We start from the raw sequence: 23198 nt of genomic DNA on the forward strand, positions 1-23198 counted from the left end.
TCTAGGCTCGGGTTACCGCACCGGGCCGACCGTCGTCGGACGGCTCGCCGGCGGCAGCTTTGAAGGAGGGCCGCATGTCCGTACGGCGCGTGATGGGAATCGAGACGGAGTACGGGATCTCCGTTCCTGGACATCCCAACGCCAATGCCATGCTCACCTCGTCGCAGGTGGTGAACGCCTACGCGGCGGCGATGCACCGGGCCCGGAGAGCCCGCTGGGACTTCGAGGAGGAGAACCCGCTCCGCGACGCACGGGGTTTCGACCTGGCCAGGGACACCGCCGACGCCAGCCAGCTGACGGACGAGGACATCGGCCTCGCCAACATCATCCTCACCAACGGCGCCCGCTTCTACGTGGACCACGCCCACCCCGAGTACAGCTCGCCCGAGGTCACCAACCCCCGGGACGCCGTGCTCTGGGACAAGGCCGGCGAACGGATCATGGAGGAGGCCGCCATCCGCGCCCTCCAGCTGCCGGGCGCCCAGCCGATCCACCTGTACAAGAACAACACCGACAACAAGGGCGCCTCCTACGGCACCCACGAGAACTACCTGATGAAGCGGTCGACCCCGTTCGCCGACATCGTCAAGCACCTGACCCCGTTCTTCGTCTCCCGACAGGTCGTCACCGGGGCCGGACGGGTGGGCATCAACCAGGACGGCTCGGTCCACGGCTTCCAGATCAGCCAGCGCGCCGACTACTTCGAGGTCGAGGTCGGCCTGGAGACCACCCTCAAACGGCCCATCATCAACACCCGCGACGAGCCCCACGCGGACGCCGAGAAGTACCGCCGGCTGCACGTCATCATCGGCGACGCCAACCTCTCCGAGGTCTCCACCTACCTCAAGCTCGGCACGACGGCGCTGGTGCTGTCCATGATCGAGGACGGCTTCATCACCACCGACCTGGTCGTCGACCAGCCGGTGCGCACCCTGCACCGGGTCTCGCACGACCCGGACCTGGGCTACCTGATGTCGCTGCGCAGCGGCCGGAAGCTGACCGCCGTCCAGCTCCAGATGGAGTACTGCGAGCTGGCCAGGAAGTACGTCGAGGACCGCTTCGGCGCCGACGCCGACGAGCAGACCCGGGACGTCCTGGACCGCTGGGAGGACGTCCTCGGCCGGCTGGAGCGCGACCCGATGAGCCTGGCCCAGCAGCTCGACTGGATCGCCAAGCGACAGATCCTGGAGGGCTACCGCAACCGGGACGGGCTGGGCTGGGACAACCCCAGGCTGCAGCTGGTCGACCTCCAGTACGCCGATGTGCGGGCCGAGAAGGGCCTCTACAACCGGCTGGCGGACCGCGGGCGGATGGAGCGCATCGTGTCCGAGGCGGACGTCCTGCGGGCCGCCCACAAGCCGCCGGAGGACACCCGGGCCTACTTCCGGGGCCGCTGCCTGGAGCAGTACGCCGACCACGTGGCGGCGGCCTCCTGGGACTCCGTCATCTTCGACCTGCCGGGGCGCGACTCGCTCCAGCGGGTCCCGACCCTGGAGCCGCTGCGCGGCACCAGGAAGCATGTCAAGGCGCTGCTGGACCGCTGCCGCACGGCCGAGGAGCTGGTCCGGGTGCTCTCGGGCGGCTGAGCGGCCCGAATGCCCGGAGCGGGCCCGGCGGACTTGAACATCCGTCCGCTTCGGGCGTAACCGGACAGTAGCCGCTGTTCACCATGGGTGAACCCGGCGCCGCTGGGCATCATCGGAACAGCATCGGACGTTGAGAGGATGCGGTAAAACACGAGCTGGTTGTCACTCCTCGTGTATAGGGTCTGACCAGCAGTACCGGGCGCGGCCGAGAACGGCTGGGCACCACCGGGCGCAGCGATGCGCCGTCTAGCGAGCGGGGTGAGGGTTATGGCGACCAAGGACACCGGCGGCGGCCAGCAGCGGGCGAACCGCTCCTCGGAAGAGGTCGAGGAGACCGAGGTCGAGGCGAACGAGGCCTCGGACCTCAAGGAGCGCAAGGCGAAGCTCGACGACGACGTGGACGCGGTGCTCGACGACATCGACGAAATCCTGGAGTCGGATGCCGAGTCGTTCGTAAGGTCATATGTGCAGAAAGGCGGCCAGTGACCATATGTCCGATTTGACCGAAAAGGTCTGTCGGGATTGTGGTGAGGTCAGGCCGACTTCTGATTTCTGGAAGCGGGAGAAATCGCCGGATGGTCTGGCTCCGTACTGCCGTGCCTGCTTCAAACGGCGTAATGCGGAGGCGGCCATGCGGAGGGCCTCCCGGGAAGGGCGCGAGCGGTCGTTTCCGAAGCAGCACGAGGAGTCTCCCGAGGGTTTCGGGCGATGTCCCGACTGTCAGGAGCTCAAGCCGCGCGCAGACTTTCCGCGACACAGGAGTTCAGTATCCGGATATGCGACCTACTGCAAGCCCTGCCACAACGCACGTGGCGTGGAGGGCAAGCGGCGACTCCATGGCGGAACCCGTGATTACCACCTCAAGCACCGCTACGGTCTGACCGGGGCCGAAGTCGACGCCATGCTGGAGGCCCAGCGGGGCGTCTGCGCAATCTGTCTCACTCCTGACCCCGAACACGTGGATCACGACCACAAAACGGGTAGGGTCCGAGCCATCCTCTGCTTCAACTGCAACGGCGGACTGGGGCAGTTCAAGGACCGCCCCGAGCTGCTCCGGCGTGGGGCCGACTATCTGGAAGGGAACGTGTGGAAGCCAACACTCGTGGCACCGGGCGTCTACCGGCTGCCTTCTTGACGCCGGGTTCGTCGTCCTTCGTCGAATTCCTGGCCGCCCACCAGCCGGAGCTGCTCCCCGGCGGACGCACCCTGCCCGCCGGGCTGCAGCCGCTGGAGGCCCCGCACGGCACCACCATCGTCTCCGTCACCTTCGACGGCGGGGTCATCCTCGCCGGTGACCGCCGCGCCACCATGGGTAACCTGATCGCCCAGCGGGACATCGAGAAGGTCTTCCCGGCCGACGAGTACTCCGCCGTCGGCATCGCCGGCACGGCCGGCCTCGCCGTCGAGATGGTGCGACTGTTCCAGCTGGAACTGGAGCACTACGAGAAGATCGAAGGCACCCAGCTCTCGCTGGAGGGCAAGGCCAACCGGCTGACCACCATGATCCGCGGCAACCTCGGCATGGCCATGCAGGGCCTGGCCGTGGTCCCGCTCTTCGCCGGCTACGACCTCGACCTCGGCCGGGGCCGGATCTTCAGCTACGACGTCACCGGCGGCCGTTCCGAGGAGCTCGGCTTCGCCGCCACCGGCTCGGGCTCGCTCTTCGCCAAGGGCTCGCTGAAGAAGCTCTACCGGGCCGACCTGACCGCCGAGCAGGCCGCCACCGCCGTCGTCCAGGCGCTCTACGACGCCGCCGACGACGACTCCGCGACCGGCGGGCCCGACCTGACCCGGAAGATCTTCCCGATCATCGGCGTCATCACCGAGGACGGCTTCCGCCGGCTCCCGGACGAGGAGGTCGGCGACATCGCCCGCAGCGTCCTCGACCACCGGCTGGACTTCCCGAACGGTCCCCGGGCCGGGCTGCTCTAGCCCGCGCCGACCACCACCCTCCTCCCACCTCACCTGACCGATCGACCAGAAGGGGCGACCGCCGGTGTCGACGCCGTTCTACGTCTCACCCCAGCAGGCCATGGCCGACCGCGCGGAGTACGCCCGCAAGGGCATCGCGCGCGGTCGCAGCGTGGTCGTGCTCACCTACACCGACGGCATCGTCTTCGTCGCGGAGAACACCTCGCGGGCGCTGCACAAGGTCTCCGAGATCTACGACCGGATCGCCTTCGCGGCGGTCGGCCGCTACAACGAGTTCGAGAACCTCCGGATCGGCGGCGTCCGCTACGCCGACCTCCGCGGGTACTCCTACGACCGGGCCGACGTCAATGCCCGCGGTCTGGCCAACGTCTATGCCCAGACCCTGGGCACGATCTTCTCCTCCACCGGCGAGAAGCCGTACGAGGTCGAACTGATCGTGGCCGAGGTCGGCAAGGCCCCGGCCGACGACCAGATCTACCGGCTCACCCCCGACGGCTCCGTCGTGGACGAGCACGGCACGGTCGCGGTCGGCGGCAACTCCGAGTCGATCAGCCACTACCTGGAGCAGCACCACGAGGAGGGCCTGTCCCTGCCCGGGGCGCTGAAGCTGGCGGTGGACGCCCTCGCCCGGGACCCCAACGGCGGTGCCGCCCGCACCCTGACCCAGGACCAGCTGGAGGTCGCGGTCCTGGACCGCAGCCGCTGGCAGCAGCGCAAGTTCAAGCGGCTGGTCGGCGCGCAGCTGGGCCGGCTGCTGGCCGGCGACGAGACCGCGACCGGCGACGTCGAGGACAGCGACGTGCCCGATGACGTGCCCGATGCCGTGCCCGGCGACGTGGACGTCCCGGAACCGCAGGAGGCGCAGCCGCCGGCCGGCGACGAGGGCTGACCCGGACCGGTCCGGACCGGTCCGGCCCGGGTTGTTGACGATCCGTGAGGGCGTGCTTCGGCACGTCCTCACGGATTTTCGGCGGTAATAACCGAAAGATCGAGATTTGGTCGCGGAGGGTTTCAGACACCGACCAAAAGCGTAAAGTCCAATCATGGACCGCCGAATCTTCGGGCTGGAGAACGAGTACGGCGTCACCTGTACGTTCCGGGGGCAGCGGCGACTCTCCCCGGACGAGGTGGCCAGGTACCTCTTCCGCCGTGTCGTGTCATGGGGCCGAAGCAGCAACGTGTTTCTGCGCAACGGCGCCCGTCTCTATCTCGACGTCGGATCACATCCGGAGTACGCCACTCCGGAGTGCGACGACGTCGCCGAACTCGTCACCCACGACAAGGCCGGGGAGCGCATCCTCGAAGGACTCCTGGTGGACGCCGAGAGGCGGCTGCACGAGGAGGGCATCGCCGGTGACGTCTACCTGTTCAAGAACAACACCGACTCCGCCGGGAACTCCTACGGCTGCCACGAGAACTACCTCGTGGCGCGCCACGGCGAGTTCTCCCGGCTGGCCGACATCCTGATCCCGTTCCTGGTGACCCGTCAGCTGATCTGCGGGGCCGGCAAGGTGCTGCAGACGCCGCGCGGCGCGGTGTTCTGCGTCAGTCAGCGGGCGGAGCACATCTGGGAGGGCGTCAGCTCGGCGACCACCCGGTCACGGCCGATCATCAACACCCGGGACGAGCCGCATGCCGACGCCGAGCGCTACCGGCGGCTGCACGTCATCGTCGGCGACTCCAACATGTCGGAGACGACCACCCTGCTGAAGGTCGGCGCCACCGACCTGGTGCTGCGGATGATCGAGGCCGGGGTGGTGCTGCGCGACCTCACGCTGGAGAACCCGATCCGGGCGATCCGTGAGGTCAGCCACGACCTCACCGGCTCACGCCAGGTGCGGCTGGCCAACGGCCGCGAGGCGAGCGCGCTGGAGATCCAGGAGGAGTACTTCACCAAGGCCAGCGACTTCGTCGACAGCCGGGGGATCCGGACCGGCACGGTGGCCAGGGTGCTGGACCTGTGGGGCCGGACGCTGGAGGCGGTCCGGGCGCAGGACCTCTCCAAGGTGGAGCGGGAGATCGACTGGGTGATGAAGTACCAGCTGATCGAGCGCTACCGGGAGAAGAACGGCATCAGCATGTCGCACCCCCGGGTGGCCCAGATCGATCTGGCGTACCACGACATCCACCGCCGTCGGGGCCTGTTCTACCTGCTGCAGAACCGGGGCCAGGCGGAGCGGGTGACCACCGACCTGAAGATCTTCGAGGCGAAGTCGGTGCCGCCGCAGACCACCCGGGCCCGGCTGCGCGGGGACTTCATCCGCCGGGCGCAGGAGCAGCGCCGGGACTTCACCGTCGACTGGGTGCACCTCAAGCTCAATGACCAGGCGCAGCGGACGGTGCTGTGCAAGGACCCGTTCCGTTCGGTGGACGAGCGGGTGGAGAAGCTCATCGCCGGCATGTAGCCCGGGTGCCGGCTGTGCGGCGGCGGTCGCTCCGCTGCCGCACAGCTGGCTCGTAGCTGAGAGGATTCTTAGTATCCTGGTCGCTCTGTCAAGTTTTCAGCCCTCGTGTCCGTATTGTGACGGTGCGGGGGCTGAGTTGTGTCTGGGGTCCTGGGAGACGAGGTCGTAGAGTGGCGCGGACCGATTCAGCTTCCGTTTTTCAGACCTAAGGACGACCGTGCGCCGAACCACCGCTGCTGCTGCGCTGCTCCTCGTGCCCGCGTTGTTCATCACCGGCTGCAGCAGCAGTTCCGGATCGAAGAGCGCCGACGCCAAGGCCACGGCGCTGCCCACCGTCACCGGCGTGTACGGGAAGAGCGCCACCATCAAGCTGCCGGACGTGAGCCAGGCCGGCACCACCCAGGTGGTCAAGACGCTGACCACGGGCACCGGTACCGCGGTCGGCGACGGCGACGTGGCCATCACCAAGGTGGTCATCGACGACTGGAACACCGGCAAGACGGTCAGCGACTCGTACGCCGCCGGGCAGCCGTTGGTGACCGATGTCAGCAACATGCTGCCGGCGCTGAAGAGCGCGGTCAGCGGCCACACCATCGGCAGCCGGGTGCTGGTCGTGGCTCCGCCGGCGGACGCGGCCTCGCAGATCGTCGCCTCGGAGCAGCAGGAGGCCCAGCAGGCCCAGCAGGAGGGCCAGCAGGCCCCGGCCGACCTGGGTGTGCGGGCTACGGACACCATGGTGATGGTCGTGGACATCACCGGTGCGGTGTCGACCAAGGGGCAGGCGTCGGGTGCGGCGCAGGCTCCGGTGGCGGGGATGCCGACCGTGGACGCCTCCGCCCCCAAGGCCGCGACGATCACCATTCCGAAGGGCGCCAAGGCGCCGACCTCGCTGCAGACCTCGGTGCTGGTCAAGGGCGCCGGGCCGAAGGTCGCCAGCGGCCAGTCGGTGATCGTCCAGTACACCGGGGTGACCTGGGCCGACGGCAAGGTGTTCGACTCCTCCTGGAACGACCAGGGCGCGTTCAACTACGTGGCCGGCGGCGGTAACGTGATCAAGGGCTGGGACCAGGCCATCCTGGGGCAGACCGTGGGCTCCCGGGTCGAGATCGTGATCCCGCCGGCGCTCGGCTACGGGGCCACGGCCCAGGGGTCGATCCCGGCCAACTCGACGCTGGTCTTCGTCGTGGACATCCTGGCCGCGGCGTAACGTTGCCCCTACGGCCGCCGACAACGGCGCGCCGCACCGACTGAGGAGATCAAGACCTTGAGCATCGAGAAGCCGGAAATCGACTTCCCGGGTGGCGAGCCGCCGGTCGAGCTGCAGATCCGTGACATCTGGGTGGGCGAAGGCGAAGAGGCCAAGCCCGGCCACAACGTCAGCGTCCACTACGTGGGTGTGGCGTTCAGCACGGGCGAGGAGTTCGACGCCAGCTGGAACCGCGGTTCGGCCTTCACGTTCGGCCTGGGCGCCGGCCAGGTCATCGCCGGCTGGGACCAGGGTGTGGCCGGGATGAAGGTCGGCGGTCGGCGCGAGCTGATCATTCCGCCGCGCCTCGGCTACGGCGACCGCGGCGCGGGCCGGGCGATCAAGCCCGGTGAGACGCTGATCTTCGTGGTGGACCTGCTGGCGGTCTGACGTCCCCCGGGACGCACGGCTGCTTCGGACGCTGCGGAGTCGAGGCCAACGGCCCCGTCGTACCACGAAAGTGGTGCGGCGGGGCCGCGCTTTTGCGGCTGGCCGCCGGACCGGTACGGTCGGGTTCGCCGGGCACACGGAGTGTTCGCGTGCAGGGAGGGGTGAGCAGTGCCCATCGCCAAGTCCGAGCGGTTGATGAACCTCGCGCTGTGTCTGATGAACACCAGGCGCCCGCTGAGCAAGCGGGATCTGCGGAACTCGATCGAGGCCTACCAGGAGGCCGCCGAGAACGGCACGGAGGACTCCTTCAACCGGATGTTCGAGCGGGACAAGGACGATCTGCGCGAGCTCGGGCTGGTCATCGACGTCGAGGAGAGCCCGCTCGACGGGGAGACCGGCTACCTGGCCCGGCGGGACCGCAACCGGCTGCCGTCGATCTCGCTGGACGCGGAGGAGGCCGCCGCGCTGAGCCTGGCGGCCGGGGTCTGGCAGCAGGTGCGGCTGGCCGGGGCGGCCAGCGGCGGGCTGCACAAGCTGCGGGCGGCCGGGGTGCTGGTGGACGGCGCGCCGACCGAGGCGACGGAGGGCCTGACCGCGTTGGAGCCGAGGATCCTGGCGCGCGAGGCGGCGTTCGAACCGCTGCTGAACGCCGCGCGGGACCGGCGTCCGGTGTCGTTCGGCTACCGCAAGTCGGGGGCCTCGGTGGCGGAGCCGCGCAGCGTCGAGCCCTGGGCGCTGGAGTGCTGGCACGGGCACTGGTACCTGGCAGGCTGGGACCGTGACCGCAAGGATGTGCGGGTGTTCCGGCTGAGCCGGATCACCGATCGGGTCAAGTCCCGGGGCGGGGCGTTCACCGCCGAGGTCCCGGACCACGTGGACGTCCGTCAGCACGTCTCCCGGTTCGCGGGGGAGGGCGCGACGGCGACGGCCCGGATCCGGCTGCGCCGGGGCGCGGCGTTCCCGCTCCGGACCAAGGCGCTGCAGGTGGTCGCGGTGGACGCGGACTGGGACGAGTTGGAGGTCCCCTACGGCCACGGCCTGGCGGCGGACCTGATGGAGTTCGGTGCGGCGGTGGTGGTGCTCGGCCCGGCGGAGCTGCGGACCGATGTGATCACCCGGCTGCGGGCGGTCGCCGGAGCCGGGGACGCCGGGGAAGAAGAAGGAGCAGCGCTGTGAGCACGGCGATCGACCAGACCCGACGGATGCTGTCACTGGTGACCTATCTGCGGGAGCGCCCCGGGGCGCGGGTGAGCGATGTGGCGCGCGCCTTCGGGATCACCGAGCGTGAGTTGGTGGGCGACCTGAACGTGCTGCCGATGTGCGGGACCAGCTTCCGGGGCGGGGACCTGCTGGACATCGACACCGACGGCGAGCGCATCTGGTGGCACAACCCGGACGACGTGGCCCAGCCGCTGCGGCTGGCCTCGGACGAGGCGATCTCGCTGCTGGTGGCGGCGCGGGCGGTGGCCGGGCTGCCGGGGCTGCGCGAGCGCGACCGGGCGGCGCTGACCAGGGCGGTGGCCAAGCTGGAGGCGGCGGCGGGGGACGCGGCCGAGGGCAGCGCGCGGGTCGGGGTGACCTTCGAGGCGGAGGGCAGCGTCTTCGCGGACGTGGACCGGGCGCTGACCGAGCGGCGGCGGCTGTGGATCAGCTACTACTCCTCGGGCCGCGGCGAGATGACCGAGCGGGAGGTGGACCCGATCCGACTGGTCACCGACGGTCACACCTATCTGGAGGGCTGGTGCCGGCTGTCCGAGGACCGGCGGATCTTCCGGCTGGACCGGATCGCGGACATCCGGGTGCTGGAGGTCGAGTCGGCGGCCCCGCCGCTGGAGCTGCGGGACCTGTCGGAGGGGCTGGTCCGGCCGGCCGCCGACGATCCGCAGGTGGTGCTGGAGGTCGGCCCGGCCGGGCGCTGGGTGGCCGAGTACTACACCTTCGAGGAGTCGGTGGAGCTGCCGGGCGGCGGGCTGCGGATCACCCTGCGGACGCCGGACCCGTCCGGGCTGCTGCGGCTGGCGCTGCGGCTGGGCGCGGACGGCCGGATCACCGCGCCGCCGGAACTGGCCGAGCTGGCGCGTGCGACGGCGGCCGACGCACTGGCGCTGTACGGGGGCGAGGGGGCATGACTGTTCCCACACGATTCAAGGCATCGTGTACGGAGTGCCAGGCCACCATGGAACTGGAGGCGGACGCTTTCCGGCTGACGCTCGGCCGCAGCCGGGAACGGACGTTCTACACCTTCACCTGTCCCGACTGCGGTTCGGCGGTCCGGAAGCAGGCGGGGGAGCGCATTGTGGAGGCGCTGACCGGGGCCGGGGTGCGCACCATGCGGCTGGTGGGCGTCCAGCCGCCGGCCGTGTCGTAGGCTGACGGCCATGCCTTGGTTGATCTTCTCGGTGGCCGTGCTGTCGACAGCGGGACTGCTGGTGCTGGGGGCGCTGGCGGTGCGGGTGTACCGGGAGGTGCTGCTGCTCTCCCGTGAGCTGGACGGCAGTGCCCGGCGGCTCTCGCGCTCCGCCGCAGCCCTGGAGTTCGCGGCGGAACCGGTGGCCCGGAGGGCCGGTCAGCTGGTTCTCAATGAACCGGAGCCAACGTAGGATCGAACATGCGGGGATATCACAAGATCTGCGCTCGGCTCTGGACTCTGCGGCTGCCTGAGTGCGTATCATCAGCGCAGAGACCAGAGACGAAGAGGGAATCCCATGCTCGAGAACCGCGGCCTTGAAATCATTATCCTGGCGGTCATCGTGCTGCTGCTCTTCGGAGCGAAGCGGCTGCCTGACACTGCACGTGCGCTCGGCAAGTCGCTGCGTATCCTCAAGTCCGAGGTCGGCGCGATGAAGACGGACGACAAGGCGGAGGCGACCGTCGCCGCCCCGGCCCCGGCCGAGCAGACCGTCGCGGCGCCGAAGACCATTCAGGCCGCCCCCGGCGAGTCGGCCACCGCCCGCCCGGTCGCCGATGCCCAGCCCCACGTCCAGAGCTGACGTCCGGCCCCGGCTGCGGGTCGGTTCCGACCCGCAGCGGTAAGCCCCCTCCATCCACCTTTACGCAGGGACTGAAAGCCGCACGGTGAGCGAGACCCAGGCGACTCGGCGTCAGAGCGCCGGCAGGCAGAAGCAGCCCAAGAGCAACGACGGCCGGATGCCGCTCGCGGACCACCTCCGCGAACTCCGCAACCGGCTGTGCATCGCGATCCTGGCGCTGCTGATCGGTACGGTGCTCGGCTTCGTGATCCACAGCTGGGTCCTGGACCAGATGACGCACTCGCTGTGCTCGATCAAGGGCCTGCACGGTGTGGCCCAGCCGACGAAGCAGTGCCCCAACGGCGTGCTGGTGGTCGACGGGCCGCTGGGCGGCCTGTCGCTGAGCTTCGACGTGTCGATGATGATCGGCGCGATCATCTCCAGCCCGGTGTGGTCCTACCAGCTCTGGGCGTTCGTCGCCCCCGGGCTGTACAAGAAGGAGCGCAAGTACGGGCTGAGCTTCGTCGGGGCGGCGGTGCCGCTCTTCCTCGGCGGCGCGGCCATCGCGTACTGGGTGTTCCCCAAGGCCATGCGGATCCTGCTCGGCTTCGTGCCGCCCGGCATGGGGCAGATGATCCAGGGCACCGACTTCCTGACCTTCTTCATCCGGATGGTGCTGGTCTTCGGGCTGTCCTTCGAGATCCCGCTGCTGATGGTCGGCCTGAACTTCATCGGCATCCTCAGCGCGGCGAAGCTGCGCAGCTGGTGGCGGGCGATCGTCTTCATCATCTTCGTGTTCGCGGCGGTGGCCACGCCCACCGGCGACCCGCTGACGATGACCGTGCTGGCCGTGCCGATCTGCCTGCTCTTCTTCGTCGCCCTCGCGGTCGCGACCATCCACGACCGCACCAAGGCCAAGCGCCGCGCGATCGAGGACCCGGACAGCCTGCTGGACGACGACCAGGCGTCCTCGCTGGACCTGGCGCCCTCCGAGCTGCCCTCGCAGTTCGACGGGGTGGAGCGGATCAGCCCCTCCGAGCTGGCCGCCAACGAGCCGATGAGGTACGACTCGGACGACGACATCACCTGACCGACCCCGGCCGACCGGCAGCCGGTCGACGCACTGCGGGCCGTTCGCGAGTTCCTCGCGGACGGCCCGCAGTGCGTCGGCGGCCGGGCCGAAAATCTTGGGTGGAGTGTCGGTGTCGGCGGGTAGCCTCTGGATGAGATGCACACCGTAGACGACGAAGACCCGCGCGCCGCTCAAGGCACCGCCCACCGCGCTCCCGTGCGCCCGAACCGGGAGGATGGTGCCGCGATGACCTCCGCCGCCCCCCAGGACAGCCAGAACACCCCGCTCGCCCCGCTCACTCCGCTCACTCCTGGGCAGGAGCAGGAGCAGGAGCAGGAGCAGGAGCAGGAGCAGGAGCTCAGCCCCGCCGAGCGCTATGCGGCCTCGCGCCGCCTCGCCAAGGAGCAGGCGACCCAGCTCTACGCCTTCCGCGAGCTGTACGACTTCCCGCTGGACGACTTCCAGATCGAGGCCTGCGAGGCGCTGGAGGGCGGCGAGGGGGTCCTGGTCGCCGCCCCGACCGGCTCCGGCAAGACCATCGTCGGCGAGTTCGCCGTCCACCTGGCCCTGGCCGAGGGCCGCAAGTGCTTCTACACCACGCCGATCAAGGCGCTGTCCAACCAGAAGTTCGCGGACCTGGTGAAGCGCTACGGCCCGGACAAGGTCGGCCTGCTGACCGGCGACAACACGGTCAACAGCGAGGCCCCGGTGGTGGTGATGACCACCGAGGTGCTGCGCAACATGCTCTACGCCGGCTCGCGGACGCTGAGCGGCCTGGGCTACGTGGTCATGGACGAGGTGCACTACCTGGCCGACCGCTTCCGCGGCGCGGTCTGGGAGGAGGTCATCATCCACCTCCCCGAGTCGGTCACCCTGGTCTCGCTGTCGGCGACCGTCTCCAACGCCGAGGAGTTCGGCGACTGGCTGGACACCGTGCGCGGCGGCACCAAGGTCATCGTCTCCGAGCACCGCCCGGTCCCGCTGTGGCAGCACGTGCTGGCCGGCAACCGGATGTACGACCTGTTCACGACCAGGGTGGCGGAGGAGCGCGCCTCCGGCCGCAAGCGCGACGGCGGCGGGCAGCGCGGCGGCGAGGCCGACGTCAACCCGGAGCTGGTCCGGCTGGCCCGCGCCGAGCAGGACCGCCGCTACGGCGGCCGGGACCGGTTCGAGAAGCGCGGCAAGGGCCGCTCCATGTCCAACGGCCGTCCGGGCCGCGCCTGGACGCCGAGCCGGCCCGAGGTCATCGGCCGGCTCGACGACGAGGGGCTGCTGCCCGCGATCACCTTCATCTTCAGCCGGGCCGGCTGCGAGGCCGCCGTCCAGCAGTGCCTCCACTCCGGGCTGCGGCTGAACAACGAGGCCGAACGGGCCGAGGTCCGGGCCCTGGTCGAGGCCCGCACCGCGGTCATCCCGGACGAGGACCTGCACGTCCTGGGCTACTACGAGTGGGTCGACGCGCTGGAGCGCGGTGTCGCCGCCCACCACGCCGGGATGCTGCCGGCCTTCAAGGAGGTCGTCGAGGAGCTGTTCCTGCGCGGCCTGGTCAAGGCGGTCTTCGCCACCGAGACCCTCGCCCTGGGCATCAACATGCCGGCCCGCTCGGTGGTGATGGAGAAGCTGGTCAAGTGGAACGGCGAGACCCACGCCGACGTCACCCCCGGCGAGTACACCCAGCTCACCGGGCGCGCCGGGCGGCGCGGCATCGACATCGAGGGCCACGCGGTGGTGCTCTGGCAGCCGGGCATGGACCCGGCCGCGCTGGCCGGGCTGGCCGGAACCCGCACCTATCCGCTGCGGTCCTCGTTCAAGCCCTCCTACAACATGGCCGTCAACCTGGTCCAGCAGTTCGGCCGGCACAAGTCCCGGGAGCTGCTGGAGACCTCCTTCGCCCAGTTCCAGGCGGACCGGTCGGTGGTCGGCATCGCCCGCCAGGTGCGCCGCAACGAGGAGGGCCTGGAGGGCTACCGCGAGGCGATCACCTGCCACCTCGGCGACTTCGAGGAGTACGCCGGGCTGCGCCGCGACCTCAAGGACCGGGAGAACCGGCTCGCCCGCGAGGGCGCCAACCAGCGCCGCGCCAGCGCCGCCGACTCGCTGGAGAAGCTCCGCCCCGGCGACGTGATCCACGTGCCGACCGGCCGTTTCGCCGGGCTGGCGCTGGTGCTCGACCCGGGACTGCCCCCGGTCGGCCGGCACGGCCACCGGCAGGAGCACTCCGACGGCCCGCGCCCGGTGGTGCTCACCGCCGAGCGGCAGGTCAAGCGGCTCGCGATGATCGACTTCCCGGTGCCGGTCGAGGCCGTCGAACGGGTCAGGATCCCGCGCAGCTTCAATCCGCGCTCGCCCCAGTCCCGCCGGGACCTGGCCTCCGCGCTCCGTTCCAAGGCCGGCCACCTGGAGCCGGAGCGGGTCCGCAAGGGCCGCGCGGCGGCGGCCGACGACCCCGAGATCGCCCGGCTGCGCACGGCCCTGCGGCAGCACCCCTGCCACGGCTGCGACGAGCGCGAGGACCACGCCCGCTGGGCCGAGCGCTACGACCGGCTGCACCGGGACACCCGGCAGCTCGAACAGCGGATGAAGTCCCGGACCCACACCATCGCCCGGACCTTCGACCGGGTCTGCGCGCTGCTGACCGACCTGAACTACCTGTCCGGCGACACCGTCACCGAGGACGGCCGACGGCTGGCCCGGCTCTACGGCGAGCTGGACCTGCTGGCCTCGGAATGCCTGCGCGAGCAGGTCTGGGAGGGACTGACCCCGGCCGAGCTCGCCGCCTGCGCCTCCGCCCTGGTCTTCGAGGCCCGGCGCGGGGACGACGAGAGCGGTGCGCCCAAGCTGCCCGAGGGCGGGGCCCGCGAGGCGCTGGGCGAGATGGTCCGGCTCTGGGGCCACCTCAACGCGCTGGAGGAGCAGCACAAGCTCTCCACCATGGACAACTGGGGGCAGCGCGAACCCGACCTGGGCTTCGCCTGGATCGCGTTCCGCTGGGCCTCGGGCCATCCGCTGGACGCGGTGCTGCGCGAGGCCGACATGCCGGCCGGCGACTTCGTCCGCTGGACCCGGCAGCTGATCGACGTGCTGGGGCAGATCGCCAACGCCGCCCCGGAGGACGGCACGGTCCGCGCCACTGCCCGCAAGGCGGTGGACGGGCTGCGGCGCGGCATCATCGCGTACTCCTCGGTGGGCTGACGGACTGATCGCAGGGCCCGCTCCGGACCGGTTCCGGGGCGGGCCTTGCGCGTTTCCATGACGCGATATAACGTGTTCCTGGAAGCAATATCCAGCTCCGTATACTCGGCTACGAATATACGGAGCACGGTGTGGAGGCGGGTGGTGGCCGTGGCCAAGCGCAAGCTGAGCAATCCGCTCGCCCTGGCGGTGCTGGTCCATGTCGCCGAGCAGCCCCGCCATCCGTACGAGATCGCCCAGGTGCTGCGGGAACGCGGCAAGGACGGCAGCATCAAGATCAACTATGGCTCGCTCTACACCGTCGTGCAGAGCCTGGAACGCCACGGCTTCATCGAGGCCGCCGGCACCGAACGCGACGGCCGCCGGCCGGAGCGGACGGTCTATGGCATCACCGCGAGCGGGCGGGTCGAGATGCGCGACTGGCTCTCCGAGCTGCTCGGCACTCCCGCCAAGGAGTACCCGCGCTTCGAGGCCGGCCTGTCGCTGATGGGCATCCTGTCGCCGGACGAGGTCGGGTCGCTGCTGGCGCAGCGGCTGGCCCGGCTGGACGCCACCCTCGCGGAGGGCAGGGCGGCCATGGCCGTCTACGGCACGCTGCTGCCCCGGATCTTCCTGGTGGAGTCCGAGTACAGCCTGGCCATGACGGAGGCCGAGGCGGCCTGGGTCCGGGGTCTGCTCGCGGACCTGGCCGACGGCTCGCTCAGCGGTGCCGCCGAGTGGCGGAGCTTCCACGAGACCGGACAGGCCCCGGCCGCGTGGGCCGATCTGCCCGAGCGGGTCCAGCGACTCCGGGAGCAGCAGCTCAAGGAGGAATGACCGAGGAGAAGGACCAGGAGCAGCAAAAACCCCGGCCCGGTGCGTCAACACCGGTCCGGGGCCAGGAACCTCACCACCGGTCTGCGTCAACAGGCCCGGGGCTCTACGAGGAACACGCACCCTCATCGTAGCCCGGATCCCTTGGCGTAGATCGGCACCGAACGATCAACGATCGAAGGGAATGCATCACCATGACCGTCCCCAGCAGCGGGGGAGCGGTGCGCACCGCCGCGCCCGCCCCGCCCGGCACGGCCGCCCGGCCCGCCGTCGAAGCCCGCGACCTGGTCAAGACGTACCAGGTCAAGGGCCGTCCGGAGGGCGTGCGCGCGCTCGACGGGCTCAGCATCGCGGTCGAGCCCGGCATCGTCTTCGGACTGCTCGGCCCCAACGGCGCGGGCAAGTCCACCACCGTCAAGATCCTCACCACCCTCGCCGCCGCCGACAGCGGCAGCGCCACCGTCGCCGGGGCCGACGTCCGGCGCGACCCGGCGGCGGTCCGCCGGGCCATCGGCGTCGTCGCCCAGCGCTCCGGCGCGGACCCGGTCGCCACCGGCCGGGAGAACCTGCGGCTCCAGGGCCGCCTCTACGGAATGCGCGGGGCCCAGCTGGACCGCCGCGCCGAGGAGCTGCTGGCCCGCTTCGACCTGGTCGAAGCGGCCGGACGGCAGGTCAAGACCTACTCCGGCGGGATGCAGCGGCGGCTGGACGTGGCGCTCGGCCTGGTCCACCGCCCGCAGGTGCTGTTCCTGGACGAGCCGACCACCGGGCTCGACCCGGAGGCCCGCACCGCCATGTGGGAGGAGATCGGCCGGCTCGCCGGCGAGGAGGGCCTGACCATCCTGCTGACCACCCACTACCTGGAGGAGGCCGACCGGCTGGCCGCCCGGCTGGCCATCGTCGACCGGGGCCGGGTGGTGATCGAGGGCACGCCCGACGGGCTCAAGGGCGAGCTGCACGGCGACGCCGTCCATGTCGAACTGCGGGAGGCCGCGCCACCGGAGGGGCTGGCCCTGTACGAGGCGCTGGGCCGGGTGCCCGGTGTCCGCGAGATCACCGTGGACGGGCGTCGGGTCAGCGCCCGCGCGGACGACGGCGCCGCCGCCGTCCCGGCGGTGCTGGCCGCGCTGGACGGGATCGGCCGCCCGGTCGCCTCGGTCACCGTCGCCCGGCCCTCGCTGGACGACGTCTACCTGCGCCACACCGGCCGGGTCTTCGCCGAGGCCGAGGCCGCCGGCCCGACCGGGACCGGCGGCTCCGCCGCGACCACCGCGACCACCGCGACCACCGAGGGAGGCTCCCGATGAGCACCGCGACCCCCGCCCGCGCCGGCGCCGTACCGGTCCGCAGGTCCGCGCTGGGCGAGGGCACCGCCCAGACCTGGTACATGACGCAGCGCCAGTTCATGGCCTTCGTCCGGCAGCCCGCCTACCTGATCATCACCCTGATCCAGCCGGTGATCTGGCTGTTCCTCTTCGGCGCGCTCTTCCGCAAGGTGGTCGACCTGCCCGGGTTCGGATCCGGCAGCTACCTGGACTACCTGGTCCCCGGGGTGATCGTGATGAGCGCGGTCTCGGCCAACATGTGGGCCGGGATGGGCACGTTGGAGGAGATCGAGCGCGGCACGCTCAACCGCTTCCTGATCACCCCGGTCCGCCGCAGCGCGCTGATGAACGCCAATGTCCTCGCCCAGTCGGTGACCACCGCGTTCCAGTCGCTGATCATCATCGCGCTGGGCTGGTCCGGCGGCGCCCACTACCGGGGCGGCCCGCTCGGACTGCTGATCCTGGTCGTGCTCTCCTCCGCGCTCGGCACCGTCTTCGGGGCCTTCTCCAACGCCCTGGGCATGCTGGTGCGGGAGCGTGAGTCGATCATCGGCATCAACACCTTCCTGCTGCTGCCGCTCACCTTCCTCTCCTCGGCCTTCATGGCCCCGGCCCTGATGCCGCACTGGATGCAGGTGGTGGCCAGGTTCAACCCGGTCAACTGGACGCTGGAGGCGGGCCGTGCGGCCATGGCCGCCGACCCCGACTGGTGGTCGGTGCTGAGCCACGGCGCCTGGACGCTGCTGCTGGCCGCCTTCGCGGTCTGGCTGTCGCTGCGGACCTTCCGCTCCTACCAGAAGTCGGTCTGACGGACCGTCGATCCGGCCGCCCCTCCCGCCGAACCGGATGCCCGGATCGGCGGGGCGGGCGGCTACGGCAGGTAGTTGAAGGTGTCCGGGTCCGGCCCGGTGCGCTCGTCGCGGTCGAGGGCGTCGATCGCCGCCAGGTCCTCGCCGGTCAGCTCGAAGTCGAAGATCGCGAAGTTCTCCTCGACCCGGGCCCGGGTGACCGACTTGGGGAAGACGATGTCGCCGCGCTGCAGGTGCCAGCGCAGGGTGACCTGGGCGGTGGTCCGGCCCAGCCGCTCGGCGATCCGGGTGATCACCGGGTCGTCCAGGACCTTGCCCTGGGCGATCGGCGACCAGGCCTCGGTGGCGATGCCGTGCTGGGCGTTGAAGGCCCGCAGCGGCTCCTGGGTCAGGTAGGGGTGGACCTCGATCTGGTTCACCGCCGGGACCAGCCCGGTCGCCTCGAACAGGCGCTGCAGGTGCTGCTGCTGGAAGTTGGACACCCCGACCGCCCGGGCCCGGCCGGAGCGCTGGATCTCCTCCATCGCCCGCCAGGTCTCGACGTAGTCGCCGACGTCCGGCAGCGGCCAGTGCACCAGGAACAGGTCCAGGTAGTCGAAGCCCAGGTCGTCCAGGCTCTGGTCGAAGGCCTTCAGCGCCTGGTCGTGGGCGTGGAAGCTGTTGCTCAGCTTGCTGGTGACGAAGACGTCCGCACGGGCCAGGCCCGAGTCGCGGACGGCTGCGCCGACCTCCTTCTCGTTGCCGTACATCTGGGCGGTGTCGATGTGCCGGTAGCCGGCCTCGAACGCGCCCAGGGTGGCCGCCCGGGTGTCGGCCGGCTTGATCTGGAAGGTGCCGAAGCCGAGCTGGGGGATCTTCACCCCGTTGTTCAGCGTGATCTGGGGAACAGAGGTCACCGTCAGTCCTTGTCTCGCGTGGATGCTTGCTGCAACAGGGCATCCCCCCGGTTCAGTCCCGCCGGACCGGCAGCCTGACCCGCGGCGCCCGGCTCAGTACTCGTCCGGTTCGGGGATCAGGTGCACGGCCGCCTCCTCGGCGGAGGCCGCCGCCCCGTCGATGCCGACATCGGACGCGATCATCCCGTCGCTCTCGTCGTGCGAGCCCTCGCCCGGCGCGACCAGTCGGCCCGCACGGGCTCCGCCGACCTCGTCGTCGAGCAGTTCGCCGTCGGTGTCCCAGGCGTCGCCCAGGCCGTCCCCCTCCGGGACGCCCTGGTCGGGCACCTCCTCGGCCAGCCGTTCGTCCAGGCTCTCGCCCTGCCCCTGCTCGCCGTCGACGACGCCGTGGCGGTAGACCTCCGGGGCGTACTCGGGCGGCGCGTAGCCGCCCTCGTCCAACGGGTCGTCGAGGTCCCGGAAGAGGAACGTGTCGCCCGAATCCAGCTGCACGACGTCGTCCTCCTGGACGTCGGCGCCCGGATCCGGCTGGTAGACCTCGTCGCCGGTCATGTCGTCGTTCACTCGTCCTCCTCCGGGGCCCGGCGGACACCTGCCCGTTGTGGACCATTGAAGCCCCTTCCACTGCTCCGGGCCCCCTGTTGCGGCGGAAACAGGCGCAAACGGGGCACGGAGGCGGGGATGCGCACCCTGCCGGGGGCTCGGTCCCGCTGCCGGGGGCTCAGTCCTGCCGGGCCGTGACCGTCCGGCGGTGTGCGGCGGCGACCACGGCGATCCCGCAGCCGACCAGGACCAGGCCGGCCAGGGCCACCGGCCCGTCGCCGAGGCCGACGCCGTGGGAGGAGCGCGGCATGTCCAGCCAGTCGGCGAAGGACGCTCCGAGCGGGCGGGTGATCACATAGGCGAACCAGAAGGCGAAGATCGCGTTCAGCCCGAGGAACCGGTGCGCCAGGGCCGGGACGGCGATGATCCCCGCGAACACCAGCCCGGAGTCCAGATAGCCCAGGTGCAGCGGGCCGGCGGTGAGGTCGCCGACGGCCGTGCCCAGGGCGAAGGTCGAGCTGACGGTCGCCCAGTAGAACAGCTCGCGGCGGGTGGTGGTGATGCTGTGGATCGAGAGCGTCCGCTCACTGGCGTACCAGAGGGCCAGGACGGCCGCCAGCACCACCGCGTAGAGGGCGGAGGTGACCGGGTAGGCGAGCCCCAGCTCGACGTGGAGCCCGTCGGCGGCCATGGTGCCGGTCACCGCGACCGCGCTGACCGCGGTCCAGTAGGCCCAGGGCCGGTAGCGCCTGCCCCGCAGCTGCACCACCAGCGGCACCAGCAGCACCACGACGCCGATCGCGGCGGCCGGGACCGGGCCGAAGCGATGGGCCAGGAAGTCCGACGACGCCTCGCCCATGCCGGTGCTCAGCACCTTGACGATCCAGAACGCCGCAGTGACCTGCGGGACGCGCACGGCGGCTGTCGTCAGGGCCGAGCGCGGCTCGCGGACCCGGGAGTGCGCGGGGGAGGCCGGTCGGGTCTGCTCGGTTTCCATCTCCACGGCGTGAATGATGGCACCGATTTCCGGGCCGGCGGCAGCGGGATGCCAACGGTGGCCGTCCTGGCGGGCGCGGTCAATCCGGTGTTACCCCAGTGTTAGGTCGGGGTGGCCACACTGGCGCCGTCGACGCCACGGACAGCACCGTCCGGGCGGTCGCCCCCCGGGCACGCCTCCGCCGCCCGGCCGGGCTCCGCCGTGCGCGTACACCGGAACGGCAGAGGGGTGCACGCAGTGACAGTCGACGGGACAGCAGTGACTTATCCCTCACCTCGACTGCCCCCCGCCGCTGCCCGGGCCCGCGGCGACCGGACCCGCCGATGATGACCAGGTCCGCCGCGACGTCGACCGGAGCGGTGGCAGGAGCGGTGGCGCAGCGCGTGTCCGTGCTGGAGCCGCCAGCCCCGGGCACCGCCGTCGACGGTGCCGCCGAGCCGCCGTCGGGGACGCCGCCCGCCCGCCGCCGACCGGTCCGGCAGGCCCGGGGGAGGCTGCGGGAGCGGCTCGCGGCCCCGGGGCCGGCCGTGGCGCTGTCCGTGCTCGGGGTGCTGCTGACGGCGCTGGTCGCCGCCGCCTCGCCGAACGACCACACCCTGGACCTGCGGATGCCGCTGGCGCTGCTCCCGGCGCTGCCCCGGGCTGCCTCCAGCTGTGTCGTCGGTGCGGCGGTCGCCGCCCAGGGGCTGGCCTGCTCGGGATGCTGACCGCGCTGGAGCGCGGCTGGCGTCCGGCGCCGCGCCGGCTGCTGGCCGCCGGGGCGGTCGCGGTGGCGCTGCTGGTCTGCCTGACGCCGGTGGGCTCGGCCGACACCGGCAGCTACGCGGCCTACGGCCGAATAGCCGCCCTGGGCGGCGACCCCTACCGGTCGACCCCCGCCGACCTCGGCGGCGGCTACGCCGCGCTGGTCGGCCGCAGTTGGCTGCACACACCCTCGGTCTACGGGCCGGTCGCCACCTGGATCGAGCAGGCGGCGGCGACGGTCGGCGGCGGGCGACCGTGGCTGACGGTCTGGCTGCTGATGCTCGCGAACGGCGCCGCCTTCCTGCTCACCGGCCTGCTGCTGGTGCGGATCGCCGGCGACCGCTCGCACGCCGCCCTGCTGTGGGCGGCCAACCCTTTGCTGATCGGCCAGTTGGTGGCGGGCGGCCATGTCGACACCTGGGTCGCGCTGCCGGCCGTCGCCGCGCTGGCCGTGCCGACCGGCGGCGCTCGGACGGGGGCCCCGGCCGGCGGCGTCCGGCCGTGGTCGGACCTGCTGGTCGGCGTCCTGCTCGGGCTGGCCTGCGGGGTCAAGGTCAGCGCACTGCTGCTGCTCGCGGGGCTGGTCCGGCCCGCGCTGCGGGCCGGCGACTGGCCTTCGGCACTGCGGCGGACGTCGGCCTGCCTGCTCACCGTGGCCGCGCTCTACTCCGGCTACGGCCTGCACGCCCTGGCGCCGTTGACCACGGCGGCGGGACTGGTGTCGGCGCCCTCGCTGTGGGAGGCGGCGCAGTGGGTGGGCCGGGCCACCGCCGGTCCGGCGGTGACGGCGGCGGTCATCGGTGCGGCCTGGCCGGTGCTGCTGCTGGTCTTCGCCGGGCTGCTGCACCGGCGGCTGCGTGACCGGGCCTCGGCGGCGGTCGCCGCGACCTTCGCGCTGGGCTTCGGCTGGCTGCTGGCGGCGCCCTGGGCGATGCCCTGGTACTCCGCCGCGGTCTGGCCGTCCGCTGCGCTGGCCCCGCGCAGCCGGATCACCCGTTGGCTGGTGCTGGTCACCATGGCGCTCGCGCTGGTCCACAACACCGGCGACCGGGGCTGGACGCTGTGAGCCCGCGTGCGAGCCCGCGACGGCGCTCGGCCCGACCCGATCTCCTACAGCGTGTAGTAGCTTGTTCGGGGCCCACCCGGAGCCCTGCCCGGAACCCCGGCCGGGCTCCGGTCCCGAGCTCACCCCGAGTCCCCCGACCCCTGCCCGAAGCCCTGCCCCCTGCGTACCGGAGTACCCCGATGACCCCTGACCATCCCGCATCCACCGGCCGGCGCCGAGGACCGCGCGCCGGCGTCCGCCCGGGAGCCTCCCGATGAGGCGCAGCTGGGACTGGCTCCGCGCCCAGGACGGGGTGGAGGTCATCGCGTTCGTGCTCCAGGCGATCGCCCTGTGGTACATGTCGACCTGGCCGTCCTAGCGGTTGCCGCTCCGGGCCGAAGATCGCCTAATGGAGGAATGAGAGCGTCCGACAACGCCATTCTCGAAGGCGGAGAGTTCGACGGAGACACGGTCACCATGGCCCTCGCCGACCGGCTGACCGTCGCGTCCCGTACCGCGCCCGACGTGACCCGGATCTACGGGGACGCGGGCTCCTACAAGGAGCACAAGGACCGGCTGCTCCGGGTCTACACCTACCGGGGGGACGGCGCCGAGCCGCGGTCCTGACCCGGGGCCCCAGCCGCGACGGGCCCGCCGCCGGGGGATCCCGGCGGCGGGCCCGGTTCGCGCTCCGGCCCTCGGCCCTCGGTCAGAGGTGCGCGTCCATGTGCCGGGTGAGCCGGCGCGCCCATTCGGTGCACTCGGCACGCTGGGCCGGATCCGCCCCGAAGAGGACGCTCAACTGCTCGTCGGTGATGCGCTCGGGGCCTTTCGCCTCCAGCATCGCCGACAGCCGCGCCAGCATCCCGGTCAGCCGCTCGGCATCGTCATGGCCGAGCGTCACCGACGGGTGGAAATGGCCGATCGTCACGGAACCAGGCATGGTCGCCTCCTCTTTGTTCGATCACCATCCACCATACGACCGCCCCCGGTCCGCTACCTCTCGTTGTCGTCCAGTCGGAAGCCGACCTTCAGTCCCACCTGGAACTGGCGGACGCCGCCGTCGGCGATGCTGCCGCGGACCTGCGTCACCTCGAACCAGTCCAGCCCGCGCAGGGTCTGCGAGGCCCGCCCGACGGCGTTGCGGATCGCGGCCTCGACGCTCTCCGGCGAGGTCCCGACGATCTCGGTGACCCGGTATGTGTGGTCGTTCATGATCGGCTCCGTTCTCGGT

Annotated in this window: 26 protein-coding genes; 21 read left to right on the forward strand and 5 right to left on the reverse strand. The window is 71.2% G+C overall.

Annotated features, from left to right (window positions below; translation table 11 throughout):
• The first annotated feature begins 74 nt into the window (after positions 1–74).
• From dop to BS75_RS35445, 18 genes are all read left to right on the forward strand, one after another.
• Positions 75–1586: a depupylase/deamidase Dop gene (gene dop / locus BS75_RS35360; protein WP_034091122.1), complete on the forward strand. Its 1512-nt coding sequence runs from the start codon at positions 75–77 to the stop codon at positions 1584–1586.
• A 267-nt stretch (positions 1587–1853) separates the two neighbouring features.
• On the forward strand, positions 1854–2072 hold the full coding sequence (locus tag BS75_RS35365) for a ubiquitin-like protein Pup (RefSeq protein ID WP_030260902.1): 219 nt from the start codon (positions 1854–1856) through the stop codon (positions 2070–2072).
• A gap of 328 nt (positions 2073–2400) precedes the next feature.
• A complete protein-coding gene (locus BS75_RS51005) occupies positions 2401–2721 on the forward strand; it encodes an endonuclease VII domain-containing protein (RefSeq protein WP_231607988.1) in 321 nt (106 codons plus the stop codon).
• Positions 2673–3518 (forward strand): proteasome subunit beta, encoded by an 846-nt coding sequence (gene prcB, locus BS75_RS35375; protein WP_034091124.1) that lies wholly within the window; start codon positions 2673–2675, stop codon positions 3516–3518. Before BS75_RS51005 ends, prcB begins: the two co-directional genes overlap by 49 nt.
• Positions 3519–3582: 64 nt before the next feature.
• The gene (gene prcA, locus BS75_RS35380) at positions 3583–4407 is read left to right on the forward strand and encodes a proteasome subunit alpha (protein ID WP_042437136.1); all 825 of its coding nucleotides are present in this window, start codon (positions 3583–3585) and stop codon (positions 4405–4407) included.
• A gap of 154 nt (positions 4408–4561) precedes the next feature.
• On the forward strand, positions 4562–5923 hold the full coding sequence (pafA, locus tag BS75_RS35385; protein ID WP_034091125.1) for a Pup--protein ligase: 1362 nt from the start codon (positions 4562–4564) through the stop codon (positions 5921–5923).
• Positions 5924–6140: 217 nt separating this feature from the next.
• Positions 6141–7130, forward strand: a complete 990-nt coding sequence (locus tag BS75_RS35390; protein WP_042437137.1) for an FKBP-type peptidyl-prolyl cis-trans isomerase — start codon at positions 6141–6143, stop codon at positions 7128–7130.
• A 57-nt stretch (positions 7131–7187) separates the two neighbouring features.
• Complete coding sequence (locus BS75_RS35395; protein ID WP_034091126.1) at positions 7188–7559, forward strand: FKBP-type peptidyl-prolyl cis-trans isomerase; 372 nt, start codon at positions 7188–7190, stop codon at positions 7557–7559.
• A 168-nt stretch (positions 7560–7727) separates the two neighbouring features.
• Positions 7728–8735 carry a helix-turn-helix transcriptional regulator gene (locus tag BS75_RS35400; protein ID WP_034091127.1) on the forward strand — a complete coding sequence of 336 codons (1008 nt, stop codon included), beginning with the start codon at positions 7728–7730 and terminating at the stop codon, positions 8733–8735.
• A 26-nt stretch (positions 8736–8761) separates the two neighbouring features.
• Complete coding sequence (locus BS75_RS35405) at positions 8762–9688, forward strand: helix-turn-helix transcriptional regulator (protein WP_034094444.1); 927 nt, start codon at positions 8762–8764, stop codon at positions 9686–9688.
• Positions 9689–9735: 47 nt separating this feature from the next.
• Positions 9736–9927, forward strand: coding sequence for a hypothetical protein (locus tag BS75_RS35410; RefSeq protein WP_408022573.1), 192 nt, complete (start codon positions 9736–9738; stop codon positions 9925–9927).
• 10 nt (positions 9928–9937) lie between these two features.
• Entirely contained in the window at positions 9938–10159 is a 222-nt protein-coding gene (locus tag BS75_RS35415; RefSeq protein ID WP_034091129.1) for a hypothetical protein, read from the forward strand.
• A 105-nt stretch (positions 10160–10264) separates the two neighbouring features.
• Complete coding sequence (tatA, locus tag BS75_RS35420; RefSeq protein WP_034091130.1) at positions 10265–10549, forward strand: Sec-independent protein translocase subunit TatA; 285 nt, start codon at positions 10265–10267, stop codon at positions 10547–10549.
• Positions 10550–10634: 85 nt separating this feature from the next.
• A complete protein-coding gene (gene tatC, locus BS75_RS35425) occupies positions 10635–11618 on the forward strand; it encodes a twin-arginine translocase subunit TatC (RefSeq protein ID WP_034091131.1) in 984 nt (327 codons plus the stop codon).
• 228 nt (positions 11619–11846) lie between these two features.
• Positions 11847–14792 (forward strand): DEAD/DEAH box helicase, encoded by a 2946-nt coding sequence (locus BS75_RS35430; protein ID WP_081982962.1) that lies wholly within the window; start codon positions 11847–11849, stop codon positions 14790–14792.
• Between the two features lie 144 nt (positions 14793–14936).
• Positions 14937–15608: a PadR family transcriptional regulator gene (locus tag BS75_RS43645; protein WP_042437170.1), complete on the forward strand. Its 672-nt coding sequence runs from the start codon at positions 14937–14939 to the stop codon at positions 15606–15608.
• Positions 15609–15799: 191 nt separating this feature from the next.
• Positions 15800–16912 carry an ABC transporter ATP-binding protein gene (locus BS75_RS35440; RefSeq protein WP_081982963.1) on the forward strand — a complete coding sequence of 371 codons (1113 nt, stop codon included), beginning with the start codon at positions 15800–15802 and terminating at the stop codon, positions 16910–16912.
• A gap of 80 nt (positions 16913–16992) precedes the next feature.
• Positions 16993–17739, forward strand: coding sequence for an ABC transporter permease (locus tag BS75_RS35445; protein WP_034094447.1), 747 nt, complete (start codon positions 16993–16995; stop codon positions 17737–17739).
• A gap of 62 nt (positions 17740–17801) precedes the next feature.
• Here the strand turns inward: BS75_RS35445 and BS75_RS35450 are convergent, their stop codons facing one another.
• The 3 genes from BS75_RS35450 to BS75_RS35460 all read right to left on the reverse strand — a co-directional run bounded on the left by BS75_RS35450 (position 17802) and on the right by BS75_RS35460 (position 20175).
• Positions 17802–18635: an aldo/keto reductase gene (locus tag BS75_RS35450; protein ID WP_034091132.1), complete on the reverse strand. Its 834-nt coding sequence runs from the start codon at positions 18633–18635 to the stop codon at positions 17802–17804.
• A 93-nt stretch (positions 18636–18728) separates the two neighbouring features.
• Entirely contained in the window at positions 18729–19187 is a 459-nt protein-coding gene (locus tag BS75_RS35455; protein WP_152645658.1) for a DUF5709 domain-containing protein, read from the reverse strand.
• A 169-nt stretch (positions 19188–19356) separates the two neighbouring features.
• On the reverse strand, positions 19357–20175 hold the full coding sequence (locus tag BS75_RS35460) for a COG4705 family protein (RefSeq protein WP_081983441.1): 819 nt from the start codon (positions 20173–20175) through the stop codon (positions 19357–19359).
• Between the two features lie 323 nt (positions 20176–20498).
• On the opposite strand from BS75_RS35460, the gene BS75_RS35465 reads away from it, so the two are divergent.
• From BS75_RS35465 to BS75_RS35475, 3 genes are all read left to right on the forward strand, one after another.
• Positions 20499–20882 carry a hypothetical protein gene (locus tag BS75_RS35465; RefSeq protein WP_152645646.1) on the forward strand — a complete coding sequence of 128 codons (384 nt, stop codon included), beginning with the start codon at positions 20499–20501 and terminating at the stop codon, positions 20880–20882.
• On the forward strand, positions 20876–21985 hold the full coding sequence (locus tag BS75_RS35470; RefSeq protein ID WP_034091135.1) for a putative hexosyltransferase: 1110 nt from the start codon (positions 20876–20878) through the stop codon (positions 21983–21985). The genes BS75_RS35465 and BS75_RS35470 overlap by 7 nt, the downstream gene beginning before the upstream one ends.
• 396 nt (positions 21986–22381) lie before the next feature.
• A complete protein-coding gene (locus BS75_RS35475) occupies positions 22382–22591 on the forward strand; it encodes a hypothetical protein (protein ID WP_034091136.1) in 210 nt (69 codons plus the stop codon).
• An 82-nt stretch (positions 22592–22673) separates the two neighbouring features.
• Here BS75_RS35475 and BS75_RS35480 read toward each other — a convergent pair whose 3' ends face one another.
• Together BS75_RS35480 and BS75_RS35485 are read right to left on the reverse strand one after the other, a co-directional pair.
• Complete coding sequence (locus BS75_RS35480; protein ID WP_034091137.1) at positions 22674–22907, reverse strand: hypothetical protein; 234 nt, start codon at positions 22905–22907, stop codon at positions 22674–22676.
• Between the two features lie 53 nt (positions 22908–22960).
• Positions 22961–23179 (reverse strand): dodecin, encoded by a 219-nt coding sequence (locus BS75_RS35485; protein WP_034091138.1) that lies wholly within the window; start codon positions 23177–23179, stop codon positions 22961–22963.
• Between the last annotated feature and the right edge of the window lie 19 nt (positions 23180–23198).

Origin of the sequence: Streptacidiphilus albus JL83 (genome assembly GCF_000744705.1) — a bacterium.
In the GTDB taxonomy this organism is placed as follows: Bacteria; Actinomycetota; Actinomycetes; order Streptomycetales; family Streptomycetaceae; genus Streptacidiphilus; species Streptacidiphilus albus.